Annotated in this window: 23 protein-coding genes and 3 pseudogenes; 14 read left to right on the top strand and 12 right to left on the bottom strand. The window is 59.7% G+C overall.

What is annotated here, in order from left to right:
• Positions 1-68: 68 nt before the first annotated feature.
• Entirely contained in the window at positions 69-317 is a 249-nt protein-coding gene (locus tag LRP30_RS05825) for a hypothetical protein (RefSeq protein ID WP_249759628.1), read from the bottom strand.
• Between the two features lie 9 nt (positions 318-326).
• Positions 327-536, bottom strand: coding sequence for a hypothetical protein (locus LRP30_RS05830; protein ID WP_249759629.1), 210 nt, complete (start codon positions 534-536; stop codon positions 327-329).
• A 443-nt stretch (positions 537-979) separates the two neighbouring features.
• Here LRP30_RS05830 and LRP30_RS05835 point away from each other — a divergent pair, with 443 nt between their 5' ends.
• From LRP30_RS05835 to LRP30_RS05850, 4 genes and pseudogenes are all read left to right on the top strand, one after another.
• The gene (locus tag LRP30_RS05835) at positions 980-1,150 is read left to right on the top strand and encodes a hypothetical protein (protein ID WP_249759630.1); all 171 of its coding nucleotides are present in this window, start codon (positions 980-982) and stop codon (positions 1,148-1,150) included.
• An 18-nt stretch (positions 1,151-1,168) separates the two neighbouring features.
• Positions 1,169-1,851 (top strand): annotated as a pseudogene (locus tag LRP30_RS05840) (SOS response-associated peptidase family protein).
• Positions 1,852-1,931: 80 nt separating this feature from the next.
• Positions 1,932-2,858 carry a hypothetical protein gene (locus LRP30_RS05845; protein WP_249759631.1) on the top strand — a complete coding sequence of 309 codons (927 nt, stop codon included), beginning with the start codon at positions 1,932-1,934 and terminating at the stop codon, positions 2,856-2,858.
• Between the two features lie 121 nt (positions 2,859-2,979).
• On the top strand, positions 2,980-3,552 hold the full coding sequence (locus LRP30_RS05850; protein ID WP_249759632.1) for a hypothetical protein: 573 nt from the start codon (positions 2,980-2,982) through the stop codon (positions 3,550-3,552).
• Here the strand turns inward: LRP30_RS05850 and LRP30_RS05855 are convergent.
• Complete coding sequence (locus LRP30_RS05855; protein ID WP_249759633.1) at positions 3,546-3,725, bottom strand: hypothetical protein; 180 nt, start codon at positions 3,723-3,725, stop codon at positions 3,546-3,548. The genes LRP30_RS05850 and LRP30_RS05855 overlap by 7 nt on opposite strands.
• Positions 3,726-3,922: 197 nt before the next feature.
• Between LRP30_RS05855 and LRP30_RS05860 the strand changes: the two genes are divergently transcribed.
• Positions 3,923-4,753 (top strand): hypothetical protein, encoded by an 831-nt coding sequence (locus LRP30_RS05860; RefSeq protein WP_249759634.1) that lies wholly within the window; start codon positions 3,923-3,925, stop codon positions 4,751-4,753.
• A 26-nt stretch (positions 4,754-4,779) separates the two neighbouring features.
• On the opposite strand, the gene LRP30_RS05865 is transcribed toward LRP30_RS05860, so the two are convergent.
• The 5 genes from LRP30_RS05865 to LRP30_RS05885 form a co-directional block, all read right to left on the bottom strand.
• The gene (locus LRP30_RS05865; protein WP_249759635.1) at positions 4,780-6,090 is read right to left on the bottom strand and encodes a hypothetical protein; all 1,311 of its coding nucleotides are present in this window, start codon (positions 6,088-6,090) and stop codon (positions 4,780-4,782) included.
• A complete protein-coding gene (locus LRP30_RS05870) occupies positions 6,011-9,145 on the bottom strand; it encodes a hypothetical protein (protein WP_249759636.1) in 3,135 nt (1,044 codons plus the stop codon). Before LRP30_RS05870 ends, LRP30_RS05865 begins: the two co-directional genes overlap by 80 nt.
• A gap of 144 nt (positions 9,146-9,289) precedes the next feature.
• Complete coding sequence (locus LRP30_RS05875) at positions 9,290-9,955, bottom strand: SOS response-associated peptidase family protein (protein ID WP_249759637.1); 666 nt, start codon at positions 9,953-9,955, stop codon at positions 9,290-9,292.
• A gap of 426 nt (positions 9,956-10,381) precedes the next feature.
• Positions 10,382-10,831 carry a hypothetical protein gene (locus LRP30_RS05880; RefSeq protein ID WP_249759638.1) on the bottom strand — a complete coding sequence of 150 codons (450 nt, stop codon included), beginning with the start codon at positions 10,829-10,831 and terminating at the stop codon, positions 10,382-10,384.
• Between the two features lie 46 nt (positions 10,832-10,877).
• On the bottom strand, positions 10,878-11,273 hold the full coding sequence (locus LRP30_RS05885; RefSeq protein WP_249759639.1) for a hypothetical protein: 396 nt from the start codon (positions 11,271-11,273) through the stop codon (positions 10,878-10,880).
• Positions 11,274-11,419: 146 nt separating this feature from the next.
• Here LRP30_RS05885 and LRP30_RS05890 point away from each other — a divergent pair, with 146 nt between their 5' ends.
• The 3 genes from LRP30_RS05890 (at position 11,420) to LRP30_RS05900 (ending at position 13,377) form a co-directional block, all read left to right on the top strand.
• Entirely contained in the window at positions 11,420-12,349 is a 930-nt protein-coding gene (locus tag LRP30_RS05890) for a Ku protein (protein WP_249759640.1), read from the top strand.
• 63 nt (positions 12,350-12,412) lie between these two features.
• Complete coding sequence (locus LRP30_RS05895; protein ID WP_249759641.1) at positions 12,413-12,916, top strand: NUDIX domain-containing protein; 504 nt, start codon at positions 12,413-12,415, stop codon at positions 12,914-12,916.
• Positions 12,913-13,377: a metallophosphoesterase family protein gene (locus LRP30_RS05900; protein ID WP_249759642.1), complete on the top strand. Its 465-nt coding sequence runs from the start codon at positions 12,913-12,915 to the stop codon at positions 13,375-13,377. The genes LRP30_RS05895 and LRP30_RS05900 overlap by 4 nt, the downstream gene beginning before the upstream one ends.
• 81 nt (positions 13,378-13,458) lie before the next feature.
• On the opposite strand, the gene ligD (LRP30_RS05905) is transcribed toward LRP30_RS05900, so the two are convergent.
• Positions 13,459-14,406 carry a non-homologous end-joining DNA ligase gene (ligD, locus tag LRP30_RS05905; RefSeq protein WP_249759643.1) on the bottom strand — a complete coding sequence of 316 codons (948 nt, stop codon included), beginning with the start codon at positions 14,404-14,406 and terminating at the stop codon, positions 13,459-13,461.
• 142 nt (positions 14,407-14,548) lie between these two features.
• On the opposite strand from ligD (LRP30_RS05905), the gene LRP30_RS05910 reads away from it, so the two are divergent.
• Positions 14,549-15,163, top strand: coding sequence for a cell envelope biogenesis protein TolA (locus LRP30_RS05910; protein WP_249759644.1), 615 nt, complete (start codon positions 14,549-14,551; stop codon positions 15,161-15,163).
• A 51-nt stretch (positions 15,164-15,214) separates the two neighbouring features.
• Here LRP30_RS05910 and LRP30_RS05915 read toward each other — a convergent pair whose 3' ends face one another.
• Both LRP30_RS05915 and ligD (LRP30_RS05920) read right to left on the bottom strand, forming a co-directional pair.
• Complete coding sequence (locus LRP30_RS05915) at positions 15,215-15,382, bottom strand: hypothetical protein (protein WP_249759645.1); 168 nt, start codon at positions 15,380-15,382, stop codon at positions 15,215-15,217.
• Positions 15,382-16,302 (bottom strand): non-homologous end-joining DNA ligase, encoded by a 921-nt coding sequence (gene ligD, locus LRP30_RS05920; protein ID WP_249759646.1) that lies wholly within the window; start codon positions 16,300-16,302, stop codon positions 15,382-15,384. Before ligD (LRP30_RS05920) ends, LRP30_RS05915 begins: the two co-directional genes overlap by 1 nt.
• A 104-nt stretch (positions 16,303-16,406) precedes the next feature.
• Here ligD (LRP30_RS05920) and LRP30_RS05925 point away from each other — a divergent pair.
• Positions 16,407-16,597 (top strand): annotated as a pseudogene (locus tag LRP30_RS05925) (DUF3606 domain-containing protein).
• A gap of 33 nt (positions 16,598-16,630) precedes the next feature.
• Here the strand turns inward: LRP30_RS05925 and LRP30_RS05930 are convergent.
• A complete protein-coding gene (locus LRP30_RS05930; protein WP_249759647.1) occupies positions 16,631-16,897 on the bottom strand; it encodes a hypothetical protein in 267 nt (88 codons plus the stop codon).
• A gap of 283 nt (positions 16,898-17,180) precedes the next feature.
• On the opposite strand from LRP30_RS05930, the gene LRP30_RS05935 reads away from it, so the two are divergent.
• The 4 genes and pseudogenes from LRP30_RS05935 (at position 17,181) to panC (ending at position 20,432) form a co-directional block, all read left to right on the top strand.
• Positions 17,181-17,702 (top strand): thermonuclease family protein, encoded by a 522-nt coding sequence (locus LRP30_RS05935; RefSeq protein ID WP_249759648.1) that lies wholly within the window; start codon positions 17,181-17,183, stop codon positions 17,700-17,702.
• A 521-nt stretch (positions 17,703-18,223) separates the two neighbouring features.
• A pseudogene (locus LRP30_RS05940) lies at positions 18,224-18,462 on the top strand (aspartate 1-decarboxylase); the annotation flags it as partial.
• 214 nt (positions 18,463-18,676) lie between these two features.
• Positions 18,677-19,552: a 3-methyl-2-oxobutanoate hydroxymethyltransferase gene (gene panB, locus LRP30_RS05945; RefSeq protein WP_249759649.1), complete on the top strand. Its 876-nt coding sequence runs from the start codon at positions 18,677-18,679 to the stop codon at positions 19,550-19,552.
• A gap of 7 nt (positions 19,553-19,559) precedes the next feature.
• Positions 19,560-20,432: a pantoate--beta-alanine ligase gene (gene panC / locus LRP30_RS05950; RefSeq protein WP_249759650.1), complete on the top strand. Its 873-nt coding sequence runs from the start codon at positions 19,560-19,562 to the stop codon at positions 20,430-20,432.
• The last annotated feature ends 167 nt before the right edge of the window (positions 20,433-20,599 follow it).

The following is a 20,599-nucleotide window of genomic DNA, read 5'->3' on the forward strand; positions in this document are numbered from 1 at the left end:
GTCATCCACCTGATATAAAACATGTTTTATTATTGTTCTGTATCTACTTCGCTCAGCCGCCACGGTCTCTACAACGCACTCAAATCGTCCGGCACCTGGCCGAATTTTTTGATGACCTTCGCATCTCCGAAGTCGCCCGTCGCGGGATCTCCCGTTCGGCTAAAGGCCACGGCGCCGATATGACCTTCCTTGCGCGACAGCGCCTCCGCTTTCATTACAACGGCCGTGGGATTGAAGCATTCGATCGGTTCACCGGCCGCAATGCCATCGTCGGCAGCGACGAAGGGCAACGCCACGAAATAGGTTACTTCCGCCATGGCACGCTCCTAGCCGGAATAGGTTTGAAATCTCCCGCGCACATAGGCATGAGAGACGGCCTTCATCAGTTCGCTCACCTCAGCTGCCAAATATTCGTTCGCGACGATCAACGCGCGGATCGTGGATCGCATGTCGCCATCGCACGCCGCGATCGCTTGATCGATAGCGGCCTCCAACCCGTCATCGTCCTGTGTGTTCGCTTGTGAACGAGAGGACATGACGCTGTTCCAGGTTGACTGGCTGGCTCATATGTTCCTATTTTGTTCTTATGGGTCAAGCCGTCAATCCGCCGTTTCAAGCCGCCCTGGACGCTGATCCGGGAGAATTCGGAGTGCTACACCGTTCGGGACGCCAACGGTGTGACGGTGGCATGGCTCTATTGCCGCGACGAGCGGCAGACTTACAGTTTTGGCGCCAGCAAACTCACCGCCGAGGAAGCACGGCGGATCGGCAAGGCCATCAGCCGCATTCCCGAATTCATGATGCAGCGCCAGGGCTTCCATCCGCGTGGAAGCGGGCCACGTCTGCGCGCCGATCGGCCCTATCACGTCGCCTTGCAGGACGCCTACATTCGCGCCCACTGGAATGAGATCGATGCGCTCTGCCGGCTCAACAGCCTGCCCTTCAACGCAACCGGTGAGACCATTCAGTACGAGGGCGTATGGAGGTCTATGAGTTCACCTGGCAGATGGACGCGATCCTGTTCTGGGATCGCTTCGAGGGGGGGTGGCTGCGCGGCACCGAGTTTCACTATCCCGAACGGCCGGCCAATCTGCCGTCCTTGAAACCGCTCGAGAACTGGCCGAAGTTCGACCCACGGGATACGCGCTGACAGATTTGCAGGACCATCATGTGCAATCTCTATTCGATCACGACCAACCAGGAGGCCATTCGCGCCCTCTTTCGCGTCGTGAATCGCTATGTCGGCAACCTTGCACCGATGCCCGGCGTATTTCCCGACTACCCGGCGCCGGTCCTGCGCAACGCCGGCACCGAGCGCGAGATGATCATGATGCGCTGGGGCATGCCGCCGCCGCCACGCACAGGCGGCCCGCCCGTGACCAACATCCGCAACACGGCGTCACCGCACTGGCGCGGCTGGCTGAAACCGGAGAACCGCTGCCTCGTGCCCGCCAACAGCTTCGCCGAATACGCGCCAGAACCAAATCCTGAAACCGGGAAAAAGGACATCGTGTGGTTCGCCCTGAACGACGAACGCCCCTGTTCGCCTTTGGCGGAATCTGGACCGAGTTCAAAGGCGATCGCGGCACCAAGTCGAAACCGATTCCGGGACCGCATCTCGTTTACGGCTTTCTGACCACCACGCCGAACGCGATTGTTGAGCCGATCCATCCCAAGGCTATGCCTGTGATGCTGACAACCGACGAAGAGCGCGATGTCTGGATGCGGGCTCCATGGGACGAGGCAAAGGCCTTGCAGCGACCTCTGCCTGATGAGGCGCTAAAGGTTGTTGCGCGAGGAAGCGACAAGGAAGATCGCATCACCACTTCAGGAGAGGCGGCACTGCCTTGAAGCGGCCCCCTTGGTCAGCTCACACCGAGATAGTTCGTCAGCTTATTTGATAAATCCATTCTAGCGCTCCGAGGTTTTCCATGAGCTTGTTTGAAGTGAATGTCGCGGATGCTGCCATAAGCTGGCAGAATCTGAAAACGGCGGAATATCCGATCGAGGCGGAAGTCAAAGCCGATCTCGAAAAGCTTTGGATCTACCATGAGCCGACCGCTGATGAGGCCTTCCGCAAGGAATTTGCCCGTCACCCGGACCCGCGCTTTTGGGAAATGTATCTGAGCACACATCTCGTTCGTGCCCGCAAGAAATTGATGCCACGTAAAGAAATTGCGCGATGTAAGAACGGAGACAAGGGACCCGATATCGGCATACGCAAGGGCAAGCGCGTTATCTGGATTGAGGCGATTGCGCCAGCCAAGGGAGATGAGAACCATCCTGACAAGGTTCCTGAACTGAACGAAGGAAAGCGCACTCTCCTTGCTGCCCCTCGAAGACAGGTGGAACTCCGCATTACTGGAGCTCTTTCCAAGAAGGCTCAGGCGTTCCGGCGCTACCGCGAGGACGGCATCATTGGCGAAAAGGATTCCTGCATTGTTGCCATCACCGGAGCGCAATTCGCATCCGTGGCCGGCACGTTGGGCCTACCATATACCGTGTCCGCGCTATATCCATTTGGAGACGAGCAGTTCTCAGTTGATCGAAAGACCTTCAAGGTGGTCGCGAGGGACTTCACGTTCAGCGAATCGATACCGAGGCTCGTGAAGCCCGAAGATCCCATCGACCGCACCGCGTTCCATAGCGACCAGTATCGCGACATCTCGGGTGTCATCTGGTCACGCAGCCATATCGGAAAGTTCTCGGTGGCGCGGCACGATCTTGTTTACGTGCACAATCAGCGCGCTGACAGACCCATTCCGCGGGGCTGGATCAGGTGGTTAGAAGAATACTATCCACTTCCAGGTACGAATACTCTGCAACGTCGTCGCCGTGGACAAGCCGGCGCGGGCTGAGCGTCGCCTGTTACCAATCATTCCCTTTCATTACGCAGGGATTCCCAAACCTTTCGCTCCAGTTGATGGCGCCGCTTCGCAAGCGTTGTGCTTCGATCAACCCAAGCGAAAGGAAAGTGCCATGAAGGTTGTTACAGTGCCTGGGAGACTGGCTATAGTGGGAAAGAGACTGGTTTCGGTTGAGCAGATTGCGTTCGTCGAGCCATTTGATCCCGCAGCCAATCCGGAGTTCAAGCCGGAGAAGGACTTCAGGGGACGCATCGTCCTGCTCGATCGCGACACCGTCCTGACCGAACAGGTCCCTGAGGCGTTCGCGAGTGAACACGAACTGCATCTGTTCACCGAGGATAATGTTGCGGTGAGCCGGTCGATCGTGTTCAGGGTCGAGACCTTCGAGCCGACCGAGAACTTCAATCCAACCAAGCCCTACAAGACCCGTCTCAAGTGGCGAGATCTTGCGGGGGCCAATCAGAGCAAGCTTCTGGTGACCCCGCCGGAGACGGTGATCGCCGAACTCCTCCAGGCCAAGGCCGAGTTGGTGAGGACACCGAAGCGTCCTACCAAAAGCCCGGACGAGGTCGCAACGGCTCGCGCCGCATGGAAGCGTTTCAGGGTTAGGTTTGCATTACTAAAGAGAAGGAAGGCCCCTGCTGGCGCGCAACCGGCAGGGGCTTTTTGTACGATCGATCAGTAGTGAAGACAGCGTCTGACCATGATGCGACGGATATTCTCGAGGCTGGCAAGGACATGCAGCCTTGCCGCCGTACCGGCTTCCAGGCTGGCAAGTGCCTGCGACAGGTCGGTGGCTAGTCCGCAAAGTTCGTCGCGCGCAAGATACATCAGTTCGTCCATCGTCAGCGGCAGCATTGGTTCCTCCATCACATGGCCGCGTCATTCGCGACCTTTGAAAAGGCCGCTGCGCCGGAGGAGGCGGATGCATCGTCAGACCGGAACTTAAGTGGAGGAGTGCGCAGCACTTGCATCCATGAGCGGACGAGAGGTGCGATAAGGCCGGAGAAGGACGTGCGATGCGGGAGTGACGGAGGATCAGTACGACTGCTGACATGACGATCAAGCAGCCAGCACCGGCGAATGCGTCAAACGAAGCTGTCGCAGCGGACAGCTTGCAAAGTCCTGTGCGCATCGGCAGAGTCGGTGGCGAACGGAGTCACGGAAAGATTGCGCCGATGGAGCTGAAGCTGCCGAGCGACTGTCTGGCGGTGTTTGCAGACGATACTGGTCACGAAGCCCTTGTCCCGGACCAGCAAGTCTATGGCCTTGGCGGTTGCGCCGTGCTCGCGCAAGATCTTGATGCTATCGTCCGGAAGCCGTGGCGCGAGGTAAGGCGGCAAGCGACCGGTTCGCCCGACACCCCGCTTCATGCCAGCGACTTTGGTCGGAGCGCGACCCGCGAGCAGATTCTCACGGCTGCCGCGTTCTTCCGTCAGGGCCGTTTTGCACGGTTTGGCACTATCGTGTCTGTCGATACCGCGTTTGCCGACAATCTTGGCCCTCTGCCAACCATCGCTTTGGTGCTCAAACAACGCATCATCGACATCGCGAGGTGGACCCGCTTCCGTTCAGTCGCGGTGATCTTCGAATCGTCGGAACGCGCCGATCCCCTGATCGAGGAGGCCTTTCAGAACTTCTCGATCGAGGAGAATGGCAACCCGGTGCCAGTTGAGTGCTATTTCATGCACAAGCGAGAGGGCGAACCCGGCCTCGAAGTTGCCGATTTCATCATGCACGCGATCGGCCGGCAGGCACGTCATAATCTCAGCAAGCGGGGCACGTTTGTCCCGGACTTCGCCGCCGTCTTTCATGGCATCGATACAAAGCTGGTCAGCTTTATGGAAGTGTCAGCGGTCGTGCAGAACACAAGTCAAGCAGGTTAGGCCGCTGCGAGAGGTCGTAAGGTGACCTATTCTCTACCGCGCCTTGCCCGCGTGCTCTTTTCCGAAGACAGTCGAGGTCTCAAGTCCAATCCTCTTGCCATGAGCTTGGCTGTCCCTCCGAGTTCCCTCGATATTCGTTCCGCTTCATCGTTCAGTAGGGATATCAGTTCTTCGAACCCGATGAGCTTGCGGGTCTGGGGATGCTCCCACTCGCGGACCTTTGCGATGGTCACAAGGAGACATCCTGCCCGGCACTCGTCGGCAGCCATGTACTTGGTCAAAAGTTGATCGTGGATCGTGTTGAACAGGTCGGTTCCGGAACGCTCATCTCCGAGTTTGAGTTCAATCGTTCCCTGCTGTCCGGATGCAGTCGACCGAAATCGAATGTCGGTCTCCTTCTCATCCGCCGTTACCGCCTCCTGATCGATGGTGTAGTTTTGCCTGGCGGCGTCCCGGAGGACGCCGGATAATGCTCGCCGCATCACGTGCTCGTCTCTGATGCTGGCCCATAGCTCGCGAGGCGAAACATCCTGAAGCAACAGGTCGTCAATGTCATCGAGACGATCCTGCATGAGCGCGAACATCGCTTCGCGGGTCTTTGGCGGCGCCTCTCCGGTCTTGTCGAGAATTGAGAATTCGGTCTCTGTTAGCGCAACGCTGTCCGCTTCCTCCGCTGCTTTTTGCTGCGCGAGCGCCATGGTGCGGTCCTTGATATGCGCAAACAACGGATCGCCAGCCATTTCGATCTTTGCCGCCCAGCCTTCGGGGCCAGTCGAAGCGAACAGCGCGCTTAGGATTGCGCTCCGCCCCCGCTCGGCATGGTCCCGGGTGTCAAGCGAATGGGACCCTTCATGGTGCGTATCGTCGCCTATCCGAACTTGGGCATAGGCGAGGCGGAGAAGACGAAGCAAAAGCTGTGGTCCAAATCCAGGCCCGTGGAGATCGAAGCCAAGGCCGCCGTACTCATGGCCGAAAAGGTCTGAAAATAACTGAACGCCCGAGCCCAGCTTGGCGGCCGGCATATTCGCGAGTCCCTTCTCCAGGACATCGATGCCTGCGCCCGGATTTAGATTTAGAAGCGCTGGCAACCACACCTTTGCGAAAGGAACGATGAGTCCCCCAGCGAGACGTTGCTGTCCGGCTAGCTCTATGAAACGGCGATCATCATCGGTACCCGATTTGACCAAGATTTCGATCGCCTGACGGAGGTTTTGCTCATACTGCGGATCATTGGGGCGAGTCTCACTCTGCGCCACCTCAGCCAACCAAGCGCGGATACGCGGAACAAAGAGCGCGGCTATGATGGCCGGTGCGTGACTGATATTCTGCAGGAACATTGAATAGCCGTTTGTGCTCGCGACCTCGCGCAGAGACAGGCTGAGCTCTTGACCAAGGACACGGTCCACGGCTTGCGGATACTCGACGGCAACTGTTTCGAGCCATGACGGAAAGCTGTTGAACTCCAACGGCGCGTAACGGCAGGCGAGCTCCAGCTTCGCTCTCCGTCAGCCGCTTCGCCCAGTTTGGGTCTTCCGCCTCCGCTGCGATCCCGGCGAGACCAAACTGCCATCGAACGAGGAACGTGTTCTTCTGTCCTTCGGCACGTTCGCTCCGCAGCGTCGGCCGATCCTTGCGCCAGGCGGCCATCATGGTTTCGCGAAGGCGGTCAGCGACGGTTGCGCCAAACTGTTCTTGGATGAAGCGCCGGTTCCATCCCGAGGCCCGACTTTTTTCACCGGAGCGCTCGACCGCGCGCCATAAGTCCCAAGCCGTGCCTTCAGCGCGGTCCGCAGCAAAGACAGCGTCCGGATTTTGCACGATCTCACGCCAGAAGATCACCCAACTCGCATGTGCCTTGGCTGTACGGCGTTCTGCCTGCTTTGCCTGTTTTGCGCGCTCGGCCTCCATCCGGCGGTATTCGGCTGAGCCCTCCTGTGGCTTTAGGCGACCATCGATGATCGTGGTGAGGGCGGACGAGTCCGAAACAAGCGGCTTGAGGCTTTCAAGCAGCGCCCGATGATCGGTCACGTTACTCGTGAGCAAGACCATCTCGGCCCACAGCATCATCTCGCGATGATCGAGCGGCTCTTGACTGTCGGCGAGGCGTTTTCGAACCCACGCAGCATCCTTGTCGCTGAGCTGGATGCCGCCATGGTGGGACAAGTCGAAGATACGCTGCCAGGCGTCCTGAACCTTATGAATCGTCGCGACAAAAGCATCTTCTTTCCAAAAGGCCGTCTCTCGCGCTTGCGGAGAAAGTTCGCCGAGCGCGTGCCGCAATCCAGCTAGAGCCTCTTTCTCAGTGCCATGCTCGTCCCTTGAGAGCCGAATTGCGAGCAGGCTCGACGAAATCCATCCCTCCGTCCGGACGCCTTCAGCCTCCTGCCGGCGGCATGTTGCTATAAGTGCCGGCAACAGCTCGTAGCGTTTCGTTCGCACATGCGGGTATTTATCAGAGGCCCACGTAATCCCATCAAGGATCAGATCCGTCAGCGCTTGGCGCAATTCATCAAGATGCGCGGGCGAGAGGCCCGCGGTCTCAATCTCGTGTGGCAGACGGTGATTTAGTTCGCCGATGCTACGGGTATTCTGCTTTACCCGCTTCAATATGCGTGACAATCGGCTTACCGAAAGGTGGGTAGGGAATAAGGTGATCAGCGCACGGCGGGCCATCGCGTCAGGCCACCGAGCAGGCTCGTTTTCGAGCGAGTCTGCCAGTGCTTCGAGATGCTCGTCGTTCAGTTGCACCAAGGCTTCAGTTGCGAGGCTACGTTCATAATCATCGCCGGCAGCATCCATCGCAATCGCATAAACGATGTCCGCGCACTCCTTTAGCTTTCCGGCAATGACGATCCGGAGCAAAAGGCTGCGCACTTCCGGATTTTCGATCCCGGATTTCCACAGCCGCTTAACACTCGGCGCAAGTTCGGGCGAGGCGAACCGATGAACCTGAATTTCCGGGGTGCTGAGGCCACGCCAGCCGCCGCGGCCGTAACGCTCGACATAAGCTTCGAGCGCTCTGATCCGCTGGGGCGCGCTCAGCGACTGCGGGTCCCCGTGATCCAAAACGACAGCCGGATCAAGTTCAACGATATCGTCAAAGATAGTGTGGTGCCAAAGAGCCAGCCACGCCGACACCGGATGCATCGAGGGACGGACCGTCCGAATCCCTTGCGCCGTCTCTACGAACAAGAGCCGCTTGATGGACTTGATCGAAACACCGCGGGAGAGCAAGGCGTCGAGTCGCTTCGCGGCAAGAAATTCGAGCACAGACCGGTGGTGGAATCGAACGCGGCCGTAGCTGGCGAAGCCAAACAACGCTCGCTCCAAGAGGACCGATTGTGCCACGTCGCCCCAGTCCAGCAATATCTTGGAAACGTCCAGTGCTGCCTCGCTTGCGTGGACGCTGTCCGCATCTGCCGAGTGGCGCAGGGTAAGCTTTCGAGTCAGCAACGCAGCGAGAGCCAGGCGGCTGGAGCCTTCAATCGCCGCTTCTTGCGATAACTCCACTCTCTCCTTCGGGTCCCTCCTAGGCTTCAGCTTGGTGGCGATGTTGCTCTCTACCTGTTCGCGATGGGAACGAATGCGATGATGCTCGCGCCAATCCGAGCACAACTCGATCAAATCTTGGGGGCGTTCCGCGAATTGTTCCGCATCGCGCTCCCGAATGTCGGCCAGCAATTTATCAGGATCGGTTACGCTCTGGAGAACGGCAAATTCGCGCATTTGCTCCGTCGACAGCGGCATCAGACTGACATTGCGCCATGGTTTTGGCCTGGTTTCGTCCTTGGTCTTCTGTTGGTTCCGGTCCATCACCATATCGGCGAACGCTTCGGCCGTAGAAGTCGCTTTTCTTGCAGTTGGAATCGGCAAATGCTCCGCAAAAAGCTCGCGGTCGATCGGTACCGGCCGCGTTGTGACGATTATTCTCGCGCGTCCGAGCTGGCCTGCCAGCGCCTTGTTGAGACGTTTCAGCGCTTGCTCAAAGCTCCCAAGCGTCAGCTTAAGTTCGTCGTAGGAGTCCAGGAAGAAGGTCGCGATCTCGGATTGGGAGCGTAGCCACGCATCGAAGCGCTGCTCCTCGTCATAGGTCAGCATATCGCGAACTGAACTGCCGCCCAGCGTCGCGAGTTCCAGAAAGAACGCTGGTTCGCCAGCCTTCCAGAGCCTGGCCTGCTGTGTTTGGCACTCGTAAGTCTTTCCCGCGCCAGCTTCGGAAACCATGACCACGCGTTGCGAGAGCAACAGCTCGTCCCAACCAAAACCACCGCTCCAGCCCATGCGCGAGAGAGCTGAAGCTCTTTCGATATCCGCGACCTCGATATCCGACAGGTCTCGAAACGAGCGCTTGATGGATGATGGGGTGGAGGAGGCAGTGGTTGTTGGTGACATCGCTGAGCAACTGGCCTGGTCCGAAGGAGGCGTTTGATTCGAGGATGCTAGAATAGCAGCGTGCAACCGCGAAGGCGTCCATGTCGACGTGGATGACATTGCGCTGACGGGGCGAGGGCTCTGCCTGATCGTCGTTCTCGTCGGTCACGTTGTCGGTCCGGCCGACTCTTCCTTGACGCCGCGGGCGACGATCCTGAGCGATCCGTCCGGAAGCGGCCGCTGTAGGTTCAAGACTTCGTCCGGAGGAGCCGTCATCCAGGTCTCGACTTCTTCCGGTGTTGTCAGGATGACCGGCATCGCCTTGGGATGGATGGCGCCAACTTCGGCGTTCGGCTCCGTCGTCAGGAATGCGTAGAGGTCGTTGGTCGTCTCGCCTTCCTTGACCTTCCGGACGGACGTCCAGTTGGTCCAGATGCCAGCGAAGCAGGCGAGGGGACGGGTCTCTTCGAGCGCGAACCAGATGTCGCCGCCCTCGGCCTTGTTGAATTCGCTGAAGGAGTTGAAGGGCACCACACAGCGGTTCGCCGTTTCCAGCCATCGCGTCCAGTGTTTGCTCTTCACGTTGCGGATGTTGGTCGTGCCGCCGTCCGGCTCCATCCGCAACAGTTCCTTGAAATCCATAGTCTTGCCCTTGGCTTGCAGCTTTTCGGCACGTTTCTTGGTGGCGTCCATCAGCGCCTTTGATGACGACGGCATCCCCCACCGCGCAGTGACGAGCTCGCGACCTTCGGCTCCGTTGCGAACGATCGGCGCCTTGTAATCCGGAAACACCCCCGGCATCGGCGCCAGATTGCCAACGTATCGGTTCACCACACGAAACAGCGCGCTGATGGCGGCCTGGTTGGTCGTGATCGAGTAGAGATTATGCCGACTTCCAGATTATGCCGATCAGTGTCGGAGAGCGAGCTTTCGTGGCGGTAACGGCCGCTAGAATGTCGGCATAATCCAATCGAGCTGGTACATCTCGGACCGCTGAGAGCGATTGTCGGTTTCTCCGTTGGCGCGAAGCAAAACGGTGGGACAAGGCGAGATCGGGCCGAAAGCGGCCCCGAAACTCCAACTCGTGACAGACCAATCGACATGAAAGCCTCCCCTCAATTAGCAAGAAGGAGGCCATACGCTGTGAGATCAATCGGATTATGCCGACTCCGACGCATCGATCGCTGCCGCCCGAGCCTGTTCTGAGCCAATGGTCGGCATAATCCAAGGGGCGGCATAGTAGAGGTTACACATCGGTCAGGGTTCAGTTCGAGGGTGGCGTGGCCGCGAGGCCAATTGTAACAGAGTCGCGGATGGACGCCGGCCCGCCTTCGCGCATTTGCGGCAGTGCAGCCGGCTGGCGAGATCGTGTACGAAGGTGGTCGGCGGGTGCTTCATTGCCGCGAGGTCGACGTCGCTCGGCGTCTTGCAGCGCGCGCACCTGATCTCCAACCAGGGGAAGCCTCCATTCACGGCCTGGTCGATGGTTGGCGATGGATCGATCGGCTCGCCGTCTGACCACATGCGTTCGTTCCAGCTTTCGCAAAGCAGCTTGTCAGCTTGCTGGATCATCGCCTCGCCCTTGGCCCGCATCTCGGCCGACTGCGCGGCCAGGATATTGGCCACCGCGCGCGCCTTGCCGAGCTCTTTCGCCAGAGCCTTGCGATCGCCGCCCGACAGGGGCGTAGGGTGATACTTCGGGGCCATCCGGACATCCAGGCGCAATAGATCGGATCGGCGATACGGAAGCGGGTTACGGCGTCTCGAACGCCGGCCAGCAGCCGTCTTCTTCATGCCGGCCGGTGCGCTGCTGGCAGGTGTTGTCGAGCAACCGTTGCGCGACGTCCTTCCAGACCGCGTTGCCCCCATATAATCGGACTGCATCGACGGTCTGAATTTCCACTGTTCTCTCGCAGCGGCGGCAGGAGACGCGCAGGACGTGGCGCTGAATTTCCGAAAGACGTCGCTGCCGCATCTGGGTCTCGGTCGCGCCGGCGCGAGGGTCTTTGAGGACCGATTCCCAGTATTCGGCCGGAAGGGGCGCATCTGGAGCCGCGGCGGGGGGAGCCGGCCTGCGAGCGGCCTCAGCGGCCAGTTTTTCCATCTGCTTTGGGGTCGGCATGCGCCAGCTCGCGGGTCGATCGGTCATGCCGGAATTAGAACATAAAGAGAACAAAAGTCGAGTCCGCTCAAGCCCGCGGCGAGAAAAATCACCCTGTTGGGCGGGTCGCGATGTCGGAACCAAGCCCGTCCGTTCGTCTTGAATCCGGGATCAGTATTGGAGTTCCGCCCGCCATGGCCCCGCGCGCTAACTGGAAAGGCTTTCTGCGTCTTTCCCTCGTCACCTGTCCGGTCGCGCTCTATCCGGCCACATCGGAATCCGAAAAAGTCTCCTTCAACCAGCTCAACCGGAAGACCGGCCACCGGATCAAGTACGCCAAGGTCGACGCCGATACCGGCGAGGAGGTCGACAACGAGGACATCGTCAAGGGCTACAAGGTCGACACCGATACCTTCATCGAGGTGACAAAGGAGGAGCTCGAGAACGTGGCGCTGGAATCGACGCGAACTATCGAGATCGACGAGTTCGTCGACCGCGCCGAGATCGATCCGCGATATCTCATCCGCCCCTACTACCTGCGTCCCGATGGCAAGGTCGGGCACGACGCCTTCGCTGTCATCCGCGAGACCATCCGCGAGATGAACAAGGTCGCAATCGGTCGTGTGGTGCTGACCAATCGCGAGCACATCATCGCGCTGGAGCCGCTCGACAAGGGGCTGATGGGGACGCTGCTGCGTTATCCCTACGAAGTCCGCTCCGCGGATGAGTATTTCGATGATATCCAGGACGTCAAAGTGACTAAGGACATGCTTGATCTCGCCAAGCACATCGTCAACCAGAAGGCGGGCCACTTCGAGCCGGATAAATTCGAAGACCAGTACGAAACCGCTCTCATCGATCTCATCAACCAGAAGCGCGCCGGCAAACCCATCACCGCGAAAGCGCGTCCGCGCGGTGAGAACGTGGTCGATCTGATGGACGCGCTGCGCAAGAGCATCGGAGGAGGCGCGGCGGAAGCGACAGAGGCGCCGAAGAAGCCAGCCAAGAAGGCACGCAAGGCGGCGCCCGGCCAGAAGGAAATGCTGATGCCGATTGCCGGCAAGAAACCGGCCAAGGAGGCCGCGAAGAAGCCGGCGGCCAGACCGCAGCGGAAGTCAGCCTAGCGTGTCGTTCGGCATCCGGTGACGCCAGACGGCCGTTACTTCGTGTCCGCGGCAGGGAGCGATATGGCGGCGCTGAAGAAAACTTCCCGCAGATCGACGTTGAGTGCGGGCATTCTCGCCTACCGCAAGGGCGCTCGTGGGCTCGAGGTTCTGCTCGTTCATCCCGGCGGTCCGTTCTGGCGCAAGAAGGATGACGGCGCCTGGTCCATTCCGAAGGGCGAAATCGATGCCGCGGATGCTCCGGAGCAGGTCGCGCGGCGCGAGTTTGCCGAGGAGCTCGGCGCGAGCGCTTCGATTGGTCCACTCCAACCGCTCGGGGAGGTCCGACAGCAAAGAGGGAAGCGCGTTATCGCATTCGCTGGAGAAGGTCATTTTGACCCCGCTGCGCTGGTCAGCAATACCTTCGAGATCGAATGGCCGCCACGAACCGGTCAACGGCAGAGCTTTCCCGAAGTCGACCGCGCGGAATGGTTCGATATCGAGTTCGCGCGGACGAAGATGCTGTCCGCCCAGGTAGAGCTTCTCGATCGTCTTTTGGCGATCGCGGTTGAGAGCGCCGGGAAATGACGTTCAGGATTGGAATCATTTCCGACACGCACGGCCTGTTGAGGCCCGAGGCAGAACGAGGCCTGGCGGGTGTCAATCACATCATTCATGCCGGCGACATCGGGCGCCCCGAGATCGTCGACGCGCTTCGCCGGATCGCGCCCGTCACGGCCATCCGCGGAAACGTAGACAGCGGCGAGTGGGCCCGCCAATATCCCGACACGAAGCTCGTGCGCCTGGCGGGAAAGTCGATCTACGTTTTGCACGACCTGAAGACGCTGAAGGCCGATCTTGGCGCCGGCATCGACGTCATCGTCTCCGGGCATTCCCACGTGCCGAAGATCGACACGGTCGGTGGCGTTCTCTACCTGAATCCCGGCAGCGCGGGACCGCGGCGCTTCAAGCTGCCGATTACGCTTGCGACGCTCGAAGTCACTTCTGAGGGCATGCGACCGGAAATCCACAACCTTGGAGGCGACTGAGCGCACCACCGCAGGGAATTCACTGTGGAGGAGTTAATGCGTTAATTCGTTTCGCTGGCCAGTTACGCCCGAAGGGGAGCGTTATTTGCGAGGACGTTCTCGCTCGCGCACGACATCCTTCGCCCGCTTGTCGGACCTGAGCCCAAGGTAGACGGGCTGGCGCAGCTCGCCCTTGCTCGTCCACTCCGCGAATTTGACCTCGGCAACCAACGAGGGCCTGACCCAGGTCGTGGCGGCCTCGTCCTTCACTTTGGCAGGGAAGGGCGATTTAGGGACCGTCAGCTTCACCAGCTTGGCATGCAGGTCTTCCAGGACCTTGTGGCTGAAGCCAGTGCCAACATGTCCGATGTAGCACCATGCGTTGTCTTTCCGGACGGCAAGGACCAAGGCGCCGAAGAATGGCCTGGTGCGCCTAGGCGCCGTGAAGCCGGCGATCACCACTTCCTGCCGCTTTGCCGTCTTGATCTTCAGCCAATCCGCCGTCCGGCTTCCGGACGCGTACGCGCTGTCGGCGCGCTTCGCTATGACGCCTTCCAGACCCTTCCGCTTGGCCTCGGCGAAGAATTTCGTGCCGTTCGCTTTGCGGTGACGGCTGAAGGCAATCAGCCGGTGGCGCGGCAAAATCGCTTTCAGCCGCTCCTTACGTTCGAGAAGAGGCTGTTTGCGCAAGTCCGTTGCGTCCTGAAACATGAGATCGAAGGCGCAATACAGGAGCTTCGCTTCATGACGCAGCGCGTTTTGAAGCAGCTGGAAATGTGAGACGCCGTCCTTTCCGATCGCGACGAGCTCGCCGTCGATCACGGCGTCGCCCCTCACGCCCTCCAGCGCTTTGGCGACCTCGATATAGCTGCGGCTGATGATCTTGCCGTTGCGGCTGTAGAGGGCAACCTTGCCCCGTCGGATTTCCGCAATCATCCGGAAGCCGTCGTACTTGTCCTCGAAAACCCAGCCGGGGTCGTCGAACGGAGCATCGGTGAGCGTAGCGAGCATGGGCTGCAGGCGCTTGGGCAGGGTCGACGTCCGGGTCATCCGAGGCCAATCCTTCGGAGCGCGTTGCGAAATGCATGGACGTCGTTCAAGGATTAGGGAACGCTTCGAGGCCGCGCCATGTTCCGCAGGGGCCGTGACGCGCGTGACGTTAGCGACCCATAGCGGAGGGCGGATCAGGCCGATGGCCAGAAAACTGAAGACCTACCAGACTTCGCTGGGCTTCTTCGATCTGGCGATCGCCGCTCCTTCGATGAAGGCGGCGCTGGAAGCCTGGGGCGCCGACAGCAATCTATTTCATCAGGGCGCGGCGAAGGAAAGTGACGACCGGGATGTCATCGCCGCGGCTATGGCAAAGCCTGGCGTCGTTCTCAGGCGCCCGGTGGGAACCGACCGACCTTTCAGCGAACACGCCGAGCTGCCCACCGATCTTGGTGGCGGCGGAACAGCGAAAGCCGGCCGCAAGCCGAAAGGCTCGAAGGCGAACAAGCGGCCCTCTCGCCCCGTCGACAAGGCTGCGGAGCGGAAGGCCGCTCTCGCCTACGAACGGGAGCAGAGCCGCCGCGAGCTAGAACGGGCGAAGGAGGAGGCCGCCAGGCAGAAGGAGCGTGAACGCCGTCAGCAGGCGGTCGACAAGGCCCAGGCTGCGTTGGACAAGGCCCAGCAGGAGCACGCGAAGCGGGCGGCCGCCATCAAGGCCGAGGCCGAGGCACTTGAGAAGAGATCGCAAACCGAAGAAGCCCGCTGGGACAGGGAGAAGGAGCGATTAGAATCCGCGCTGCGGCGCGCGCGGGGTTAGTTTTCTGTGGTTGGCTCCAACGCGTGGAGGCCAGCGATCACCTTCAACCATTCATCGTTCTTGATCTAGGACGCGTGCTGCGGCTTGGTTCACGGCGCCGCGGTCCCGTCGATCGTCAGGAGCGAGCTCCATGACGGCCTGACATAGCTCGACCGGAATCGTCAGATGGCTTTCCAGGGGCTTGTTGGCCCACTGCCAGAAGCGATCGAATGCATCCATCACAAATCCTCCCGCAGGCCCCGGAATACCGGGTGCCGGACCTTTCCCTCGGCTGACTTTGCGCGATACTCGATCTCGGCGAGCAACTTTGGTTCGACCCAGATGCCCTTATGGGCGATCCGCTTTGTGTACGGCTGCGTCTTCCGGATCAGCGGCTTCAGTCTCTTCTGAAGGTCAGCGGCGGACGTCTTGTCAAAGCCGCGGTCGACTTTTCCCGCATAGACGAGATCGTCGCCCTTGCGGCGGCCGACATAGATACCGTCCCACTTCGTTCCATCGAGTGCAAAGCCGGCAATGGTCAGCGTCTCTCGCTGGGCGCAGGTCTTCTTAACCCAATCGCTTGTGCGGCCCTTTGGATAGGGACCGTCTCGCACCTTCGAGACGACGCCTTCCAGGCCGAGCTTGCAGGCGTGCGCGAACATCTCCTGACCGTCGATCTCGAAACTTTCACTGAACTGGACGTCGGTGCCATCGACGATCTTCTTCAGCTCGGCCTTCCTCAGGAATAGAGGCAGCTTGCGCAGATCGCGGCCATTCAGATAGAGCAGATCGAACGCCACCAGCACGATCTTGGTCGACTTGCCCTTGAGCTCGTTCTGCAGCACCGAGAAATCGGTGCTGCCGTCGGCGGCGGCGACGACGATCTCGCCGTCGATGACCGCGGAGCTTGCTTTGATCCGCCAGGCGTCATGGGCGACCTTCTTGAAGCGATGCGTCCAGTCGTGGCCGCGGCGGGTGAAGATCTTCGCCGTCTCGTTGGCGAGATGGACCTGGACGCGGTAGCCGTCGAACTTGATTTCGTGAATCCATCGCCTGCCGGACGCCACCCTCTCGATCGAGGTGGCCAAGGCCGGTTGGATGAAGCCGGGGAAGGGCGCTTTGACGCCGATGGCCGCCGGATTTCGACGCTGAAACGCCACTCGAGCACTCCACGCAACAGCTGATTCAAATTGGCACAGATCGAATCGTTCCGGAACCTGCGAATCCCAATCGCGTTGCTCCGATGTCGCAACAGGAGGAATCGATGGCGGTAGCGAAAAAGACGAAGACGGCACGTGGCCGCAAGCAGGACCGGGCACGGGTGGCCGACGGGCAAAAGTATGAGGTGGGGGGTACGAGTCCAAAAAGACAGGACGGTCGGCGCCAGCGGTCAAGAAAGCTGTCAAAAAGGTCGGCAACAGCCGGAAGCGCGTCGAGAACCGTCTCGGGCGCTAGGTCTTTGCACTCGCCGGATGCCCAGCGGGTTGCCTAGACCTCGGGCGGGCATTCGGGGCAGGTATCGCCGATCGAATCCAGGACCTCGGTCACCGCGCAGGCAGCCGCCTCGGGCGGAAGACCCGATGGCGGATCCTGGCGGGCGATTTCGAGCGCCCGCTGACGGGCGTGTGGATCTGCGCGGTCCTGCATCCAGCCGTGGTACTCACACTCGCGGATCGCGCCTGCCTCCTGCAGCACGGCTATCGCCCACCCCTGTAGCGAGCGGATCGCCGCCCGCCTCTCCTTGGTCATCAGCATCAAGATCGCTCCTTCGCGCGGGACGAATCCTTGCACCCTCGATTTGTTCCGGCTGCTAACACAGAGCAGGGATTCGAAATCGCCGGGGCAGATGCTTTTCCACGTGTTCCGCCCCTTGTGCAAAACCAGCCCCGCAGCAACCTTGTCTTCCTTGTCCCTCTCGCGCATGACGACTGGCTGCGCGGCATAAGTTTCACTATCCCCGCCTGCCGAACGCTGAAGCCACTCGAGAACTAGCCGAAATCCAATCCGCGCGATTTGCGGTAGCTACAAGGTCACTGGCATGCGTCGAACCTCTGTCGCATTGATTCTCACCATTCTGTCGAGCGTGGCCTTGGCCGACGAATTTGTCGGACAGGCCAGCGTGATCGACGGCGATACGTTGGAAATGCATGGAGCGCGCATCCGGCTTTGGGGTATCGATGCACCGGAGAGCAGTCAGCTGTGCCGTGGCGACGACAGCTTGCAATATCGTTGCGGGGCGCAGGCCGCGAACGACCTTGACGCCTTCATTGCCCACCGTCCCGTCAATTGTGTTCCGCTCAGCCTCGACCGGTATGACCGCACGGTCGCGACTTGCTCGGTCGGTGGTGCGGACCTCGGCGAATGGCTTGTACGCAACGGCCTTGCGTTGGATTGGCCTCAATACTCGAAGGGCAGGTATCACGAAACTCAGCGGGAGGCTGAACGCAACGGCCAGGGGCTTTGGAAGGGCGGCTACGTCGAGCCGTGGTTCTATCGTGCATTCATCCGCGCAAGTGGAAAGCCGTCCGCCTGTTCGGACGATGCAAATGCCCATCCTTGATGCGATCCCCGCAAGGCGTCAATCTACAACGTGCGCTGGCCAATCACCGCAGTTGGGCAGGTGGCTCCCGCGCGGTTTGGGCGACTCACACCTTACTGCACAATGGAAATCAAATGGTTGCAGCCCACCGTGAATTGCCGGCCTCTGGTTACACGCTTGAAGTGCACGGCCGGCTGAAAGCCGAATTTACTGTCAACCGGCGTTCAAATTTTGCAAGTGTTGCCGAACACCGCGGGACACCAGTCGCTGCTGTTGAGGACTTCGCACACGCGACTGCTACGGCCGACGCGCCGGCAAGGCCAGAAAAATTGGGCTCCGCCTGCTCGGCTCTCGTATTATGAACTGCGCGGTTGAGGAAATTCGATTTGATGATGGCGCGATCATTGGAGGTTTCGGCGCGCAGATGCGGCGCTTTGGAGACGAAAGTTTCTTTTTTCTCGCAGATGTTGACAGTGTTTTCCGCAGGTTTTTAAGGAGCGTTCTTTCCCTGCCGATGCGTGCTAGCTCAACGGTGTTCTCAAATGAGAAAAATGCTCACTGCCAAGCTGCATGGCATCCCTCTGACCGAAGCCAAACTATCAAGGCTCAGTCACGGATCACTGCCAGGAAACTGGCATCCTGCCGATCGAGTTCATGGATATTTTCGGAGCGCGGCTATCGACCGGTGCCATCTTTGGCCCACGCGGTTCGCGCTGCTATATCCTGAACGGCCGCTGCGCGCACCTGCCAAGTCGACGTCCAAACCAACGTCTGTAGTTCGACATGCCTGGGCGAAATGCGATTAGTTTAGCTGGCCAACGATTCTCACTTCTAATAGCGGTAACCACCTCAACCGATCGCCTGACGGATTTGGTCACTCCAGAGCCTTCGGGTCATTACCGCATCGACATTGTGAGGCGAGTTCGGCGATGTCAAAGCCATACCGTTCCGCGCCGTAGAATCGAACTAACGCAGTTTACGGATTAGAGGAAAAGATGAGCCACGTTTCCGATTCCCCAGTTGAGCGTGTGACGATTCCGATGCTGCAGCGGTGGAAGCGGGAGGGGCGGCGCCTCGTAATGACGACCGCCTATGATGCAATAACAGCACGCATAGCGGATTCCGTTGTCGAGATCATCCTGGTCGGCGATAGCGTCGGCAACGTTTGCCTTGGATTCGACAACACGCTTCCGGTCAGCGTGGCGATGATGAACCATCACCTGGAGGCGGTTGTCCGCACCAGGCCACGTTCTTTGCTGGTCGCCGATATGCCATTTCTGAGTTTTCACCTCGGCATCGAGGAAACAATACGTAACGCCGGCGGATTCCTGCAACGTGGCGCGGCCGCGGTCAAACTCGAGGGCGGCGCCAAACGTATCGAAATGGTGCGCGCGCTGGTCGATTGTGAAATCCCTGTGATGGGACATCTGGGCCTCACCCCCCAAAGCGTCAATGTCATGGGTGGCTTCAAGGTGCAGGGACGGAGAGCCGATGACGCTTTGCGCCTGCTCGACGATGCTTACCGTCTGCAGGAAGCCGGATGCTTCGCCGTGGTGCTGGAAGGTATACCCGCCGAGCTGGCCGCGCGAGCGACCGAGACCCTCGAAATACCGACGATAGGGATTGGCGCAGGCTCTGACTGTTCGGGCCAGGTGCTCGTATTCCACGATGTGCTGGGTCTAACCCAGGGGCGTCGTCCCAAATTTGTTCGGGCCTATGCGGATGGGTTTCAGTTATTGCAGGACGCACTTTCGCATTGGGCTGCAGATGTCCGCAGCGGAGCGTTCCCGGGATCGGAGGAATCTTACCGTCTTCCCGAGGGCCTTGCCGAACCAATCGCAAATTGGGCGCCGCCCAGCGTAAAGGCCTGAAGCAACGATGCAAACGATCACAAAAGTCGCTGAGCTTCGCCGCGCCATCAACGAGGCGCGCTCAGGTGGAAAGCGCGTCGGTTTCGTGCCAACAATGGGTTATCTGCACGATGGCCATCTGGCGCTTGTCCGAGCAAGCCAGATGCAATGCGATATCACCGTCGTAAGCATTTTCGTCAATCCCACCCAGTTCGGCCCAAATGAAGACCTCAGCGTCTACCCGCGCGACTTCCCGCGAGATGAGAAGCTGTGTCACGATGCCGATGTCACGATCCTCTTCGCACCGGAAGCGCAGGAGGTCTATCCGCCGAGATTCCACACCTTTGTCGATCCTGGCGAGCTCGCGAAACCTCTGTGCGGCTTCTTCAGGCCAGGTCATTTTCGTGGTGTAGCAACTGTGGTGTCCAAGCTGTTCAACATGGTGCAGCCTGACGTGGCCGTTTTTGGACAGAAGGATTTTCAGCAATGTGCGGTCGTGCGTCGCATGGTGATTGATCTCAATCTTCCGATTGAGATCGTCACAGTCCCCACGATCCGCGAAACTGATGGACTCGCAATGAGTAGTCGCAACCGCTATCTCAGCGAGGAAGAACGTCGGCGCGCCCTTGCCATCAGTCGTGGTCTCTTCGCGGCGGTGGCTAAGTTTCAGGCAGGAGAACGCGAAGCGAAAGAGCTGTTGGCTATCGCCAAACAACATTTGGAGACGGTTGACCGGCTGCAATATCTCGAGCTTGTCGACGCCGATACGCTCGAGCCAGCTGAGAGCACGCTACATCGGCCTGCCGCCTTGTGCGCCGCAGCCTACATCGGCTCGACGCGCCTCATCGACAACATATTGCTCGCGGCTGGCTATGAGCTCTGCCCCGACACGCCGGCCTGATGGAGCGGTGAAATCCCTGCAAGGTGGTAGTCGAACGCAGGATTTGAGCGCGAGCTCGCCACTTATTGCAAAAATGCATACGATCTCTTGAGGCATGCTCGACGATCAGCGTCAACTCGGTGCATTCGTGAATACAGTGGACACAAGCGGAAGTCAGAGAATTCGAT

It is taken from the genome of Bradyrhizobium sp. C-145 (assembly GCF_023375135.1).
Lineage (GTDB): Bacteria > Pseudomonadota > Alphaproteobacteria > Rhizobiales > Xanthobacteraceae > Bradyrhizobium > Bradyrhizobium zhanjiangense.

Excerpts from the sequence above, each read along its gene's own strand:
- LRP30_RS05860 (WP_249759634.1), top strand. The coding sequence starts at position 3,923 with ATGACGATCAAGCAGCCAGCACCGGCGAATGCGTCAAACGAAGCTGTC.
- LRP30_RS05850 (WP_249759632.1), top strand. The coding sequence starts at position 2,980 with ATGAAGGTTGTTACAGTGCCTGGGAGACTGGCTATAGTGGGAAAGAGA.
- LRP30_RS05870 (WP_249759636.1), bottom strand. The coding sequence starts at position 9,145 with ATGTCACCAACAACCACTGCCTCCTCCACCCCATCATCCATCAAGCGC.
- LRP30_RS05915 (WP_249759645.1), bottom strand. The coding sequence starts at position 15,382 with ATGGATGCATTCGATCGCTTCTGGCAGTGGGCCAACAAGCCCCTGGAA.
- LRP30_RS05930 (WP_249759647.1), bottom strand. The coding sequence starts at position 16,897 with ATGCTGATGACCAAGGAGAGGCGGGCGGCGATCCGCTCGCTACAGGGG.
- LRP30_RS05895 (WP_249759641.1), top strand. The coding sequence starts at position 12,413 with ATGGCGGCGCTGAAGAAAACTTCCCGCAGATCGACGTTGAGTGCGGGC.
- LRP30_RS05890 (WP_249759640.1), top strand. The coding sequence starts at position 11,420 with ATGGCCCCGCGCGCTAACTGGAAAGGCTTTCTGCGTCTTTCCCTCGTC.
- LRP30_RS05910 (WP_249759644.1), top strand. The coding sequence starts at position 14,549 with ATGGCCAGAAAACTGAAGACCTACCAGACTTCGCTGGGCTTCTTCGAT.
- panC (WP_249759650.1), top strand. The coding sequence starts at position 19,560 with ATGCAAACGATCACAAAAGTCGCTGAGCTTCGCCGCGCCATCAACGAG.
- LRP30_RS05845 (WP_249759631.1), top strand. The coding sequence starts at position 1,932 with ATGAGCTTGTTTGAAGTGAATGTCGCGGATGCTGCCATAAGCTGGCAG.
- LRP30_RS05900 (WP_249759642.1), top strand. The coding sequence starts at position 12,913 with ATGACGTTCAGGATTGGAATCATTTCCGACACGCACGGCCTGTTGAGG.
- panB (WP_249759649.1), top strand. The coding sequence starts at position 18,677 with ATGAGCCACGTTTCCGATTCCCCAGTTGAGCGTGTGACGATTCCGATG.
- ligD (WP_249759643.1), bottom strand. The coding sequence starts at position 14,406 with ATGACCCGGACGTCGACCCTGCCCAAGCGCCTGCAGCCCATGCTCGCT.
- LRP30_RS05835 (WP_249759630.1), top strand. The coding sequence starts at position 980 with ATGGAGGTCTATGAGTTCACCTGGCAGATGGACGCGATCCTGTTCTGG.
- LRP30_RS05885 (WP_249759639.1), bottom strand. The coding sequence starts at position 11,273 with ATGACCGATCGACCCGCGAGCTGGCGCATGCCGACCCCAAAGCAGATG.
- LRP30_RS05865 (WP_249759635.1), bottom strand. The coding sequence starts at position 6,090 with ATGTTCCTGCAGAATATCAGTCACGCACCGGCCATCATAGCCGCGCTC.
- LRP30_RS05880 (WP_249759638.1), bottom strand. The coding sequence starts at position 10,831 with ATGGCCCCGAAGTATCACCCTACGCCCCTGTCGGGCGGCGATCGCAAG.
- LRP30_RS05855 (WP_249759633.1), bottom strand. The coding sequence starts at position 3,725 with ATGCTGCCGCTGACGATGGACGAACTGATGTATCTTGCGCGCGACGAA.
- LRP30_RS05935 (WP_249759648.1), top strand. The coding sequence starts at position 17,181 with ATGCGTCGAACCTCTGTCGCATTGATTCTCACCATTCTGTCGAGCGTG.
- LRP30_RS05830 (WP_249759629.1), bottom strand. The coding sequence starts at position 536 with ATGTCCTCTCGTTCACAAGCGAACACACAGGACGATGACGGGTTGGAG.
- LRP30_RS05825 (WP_249759628.1), bottom strand. The coding sequence starts at position 317 with ATGGCGGAAGTAACCTATTTCGTGGCGTTGCCCTTCGTCGCTGCCGAC.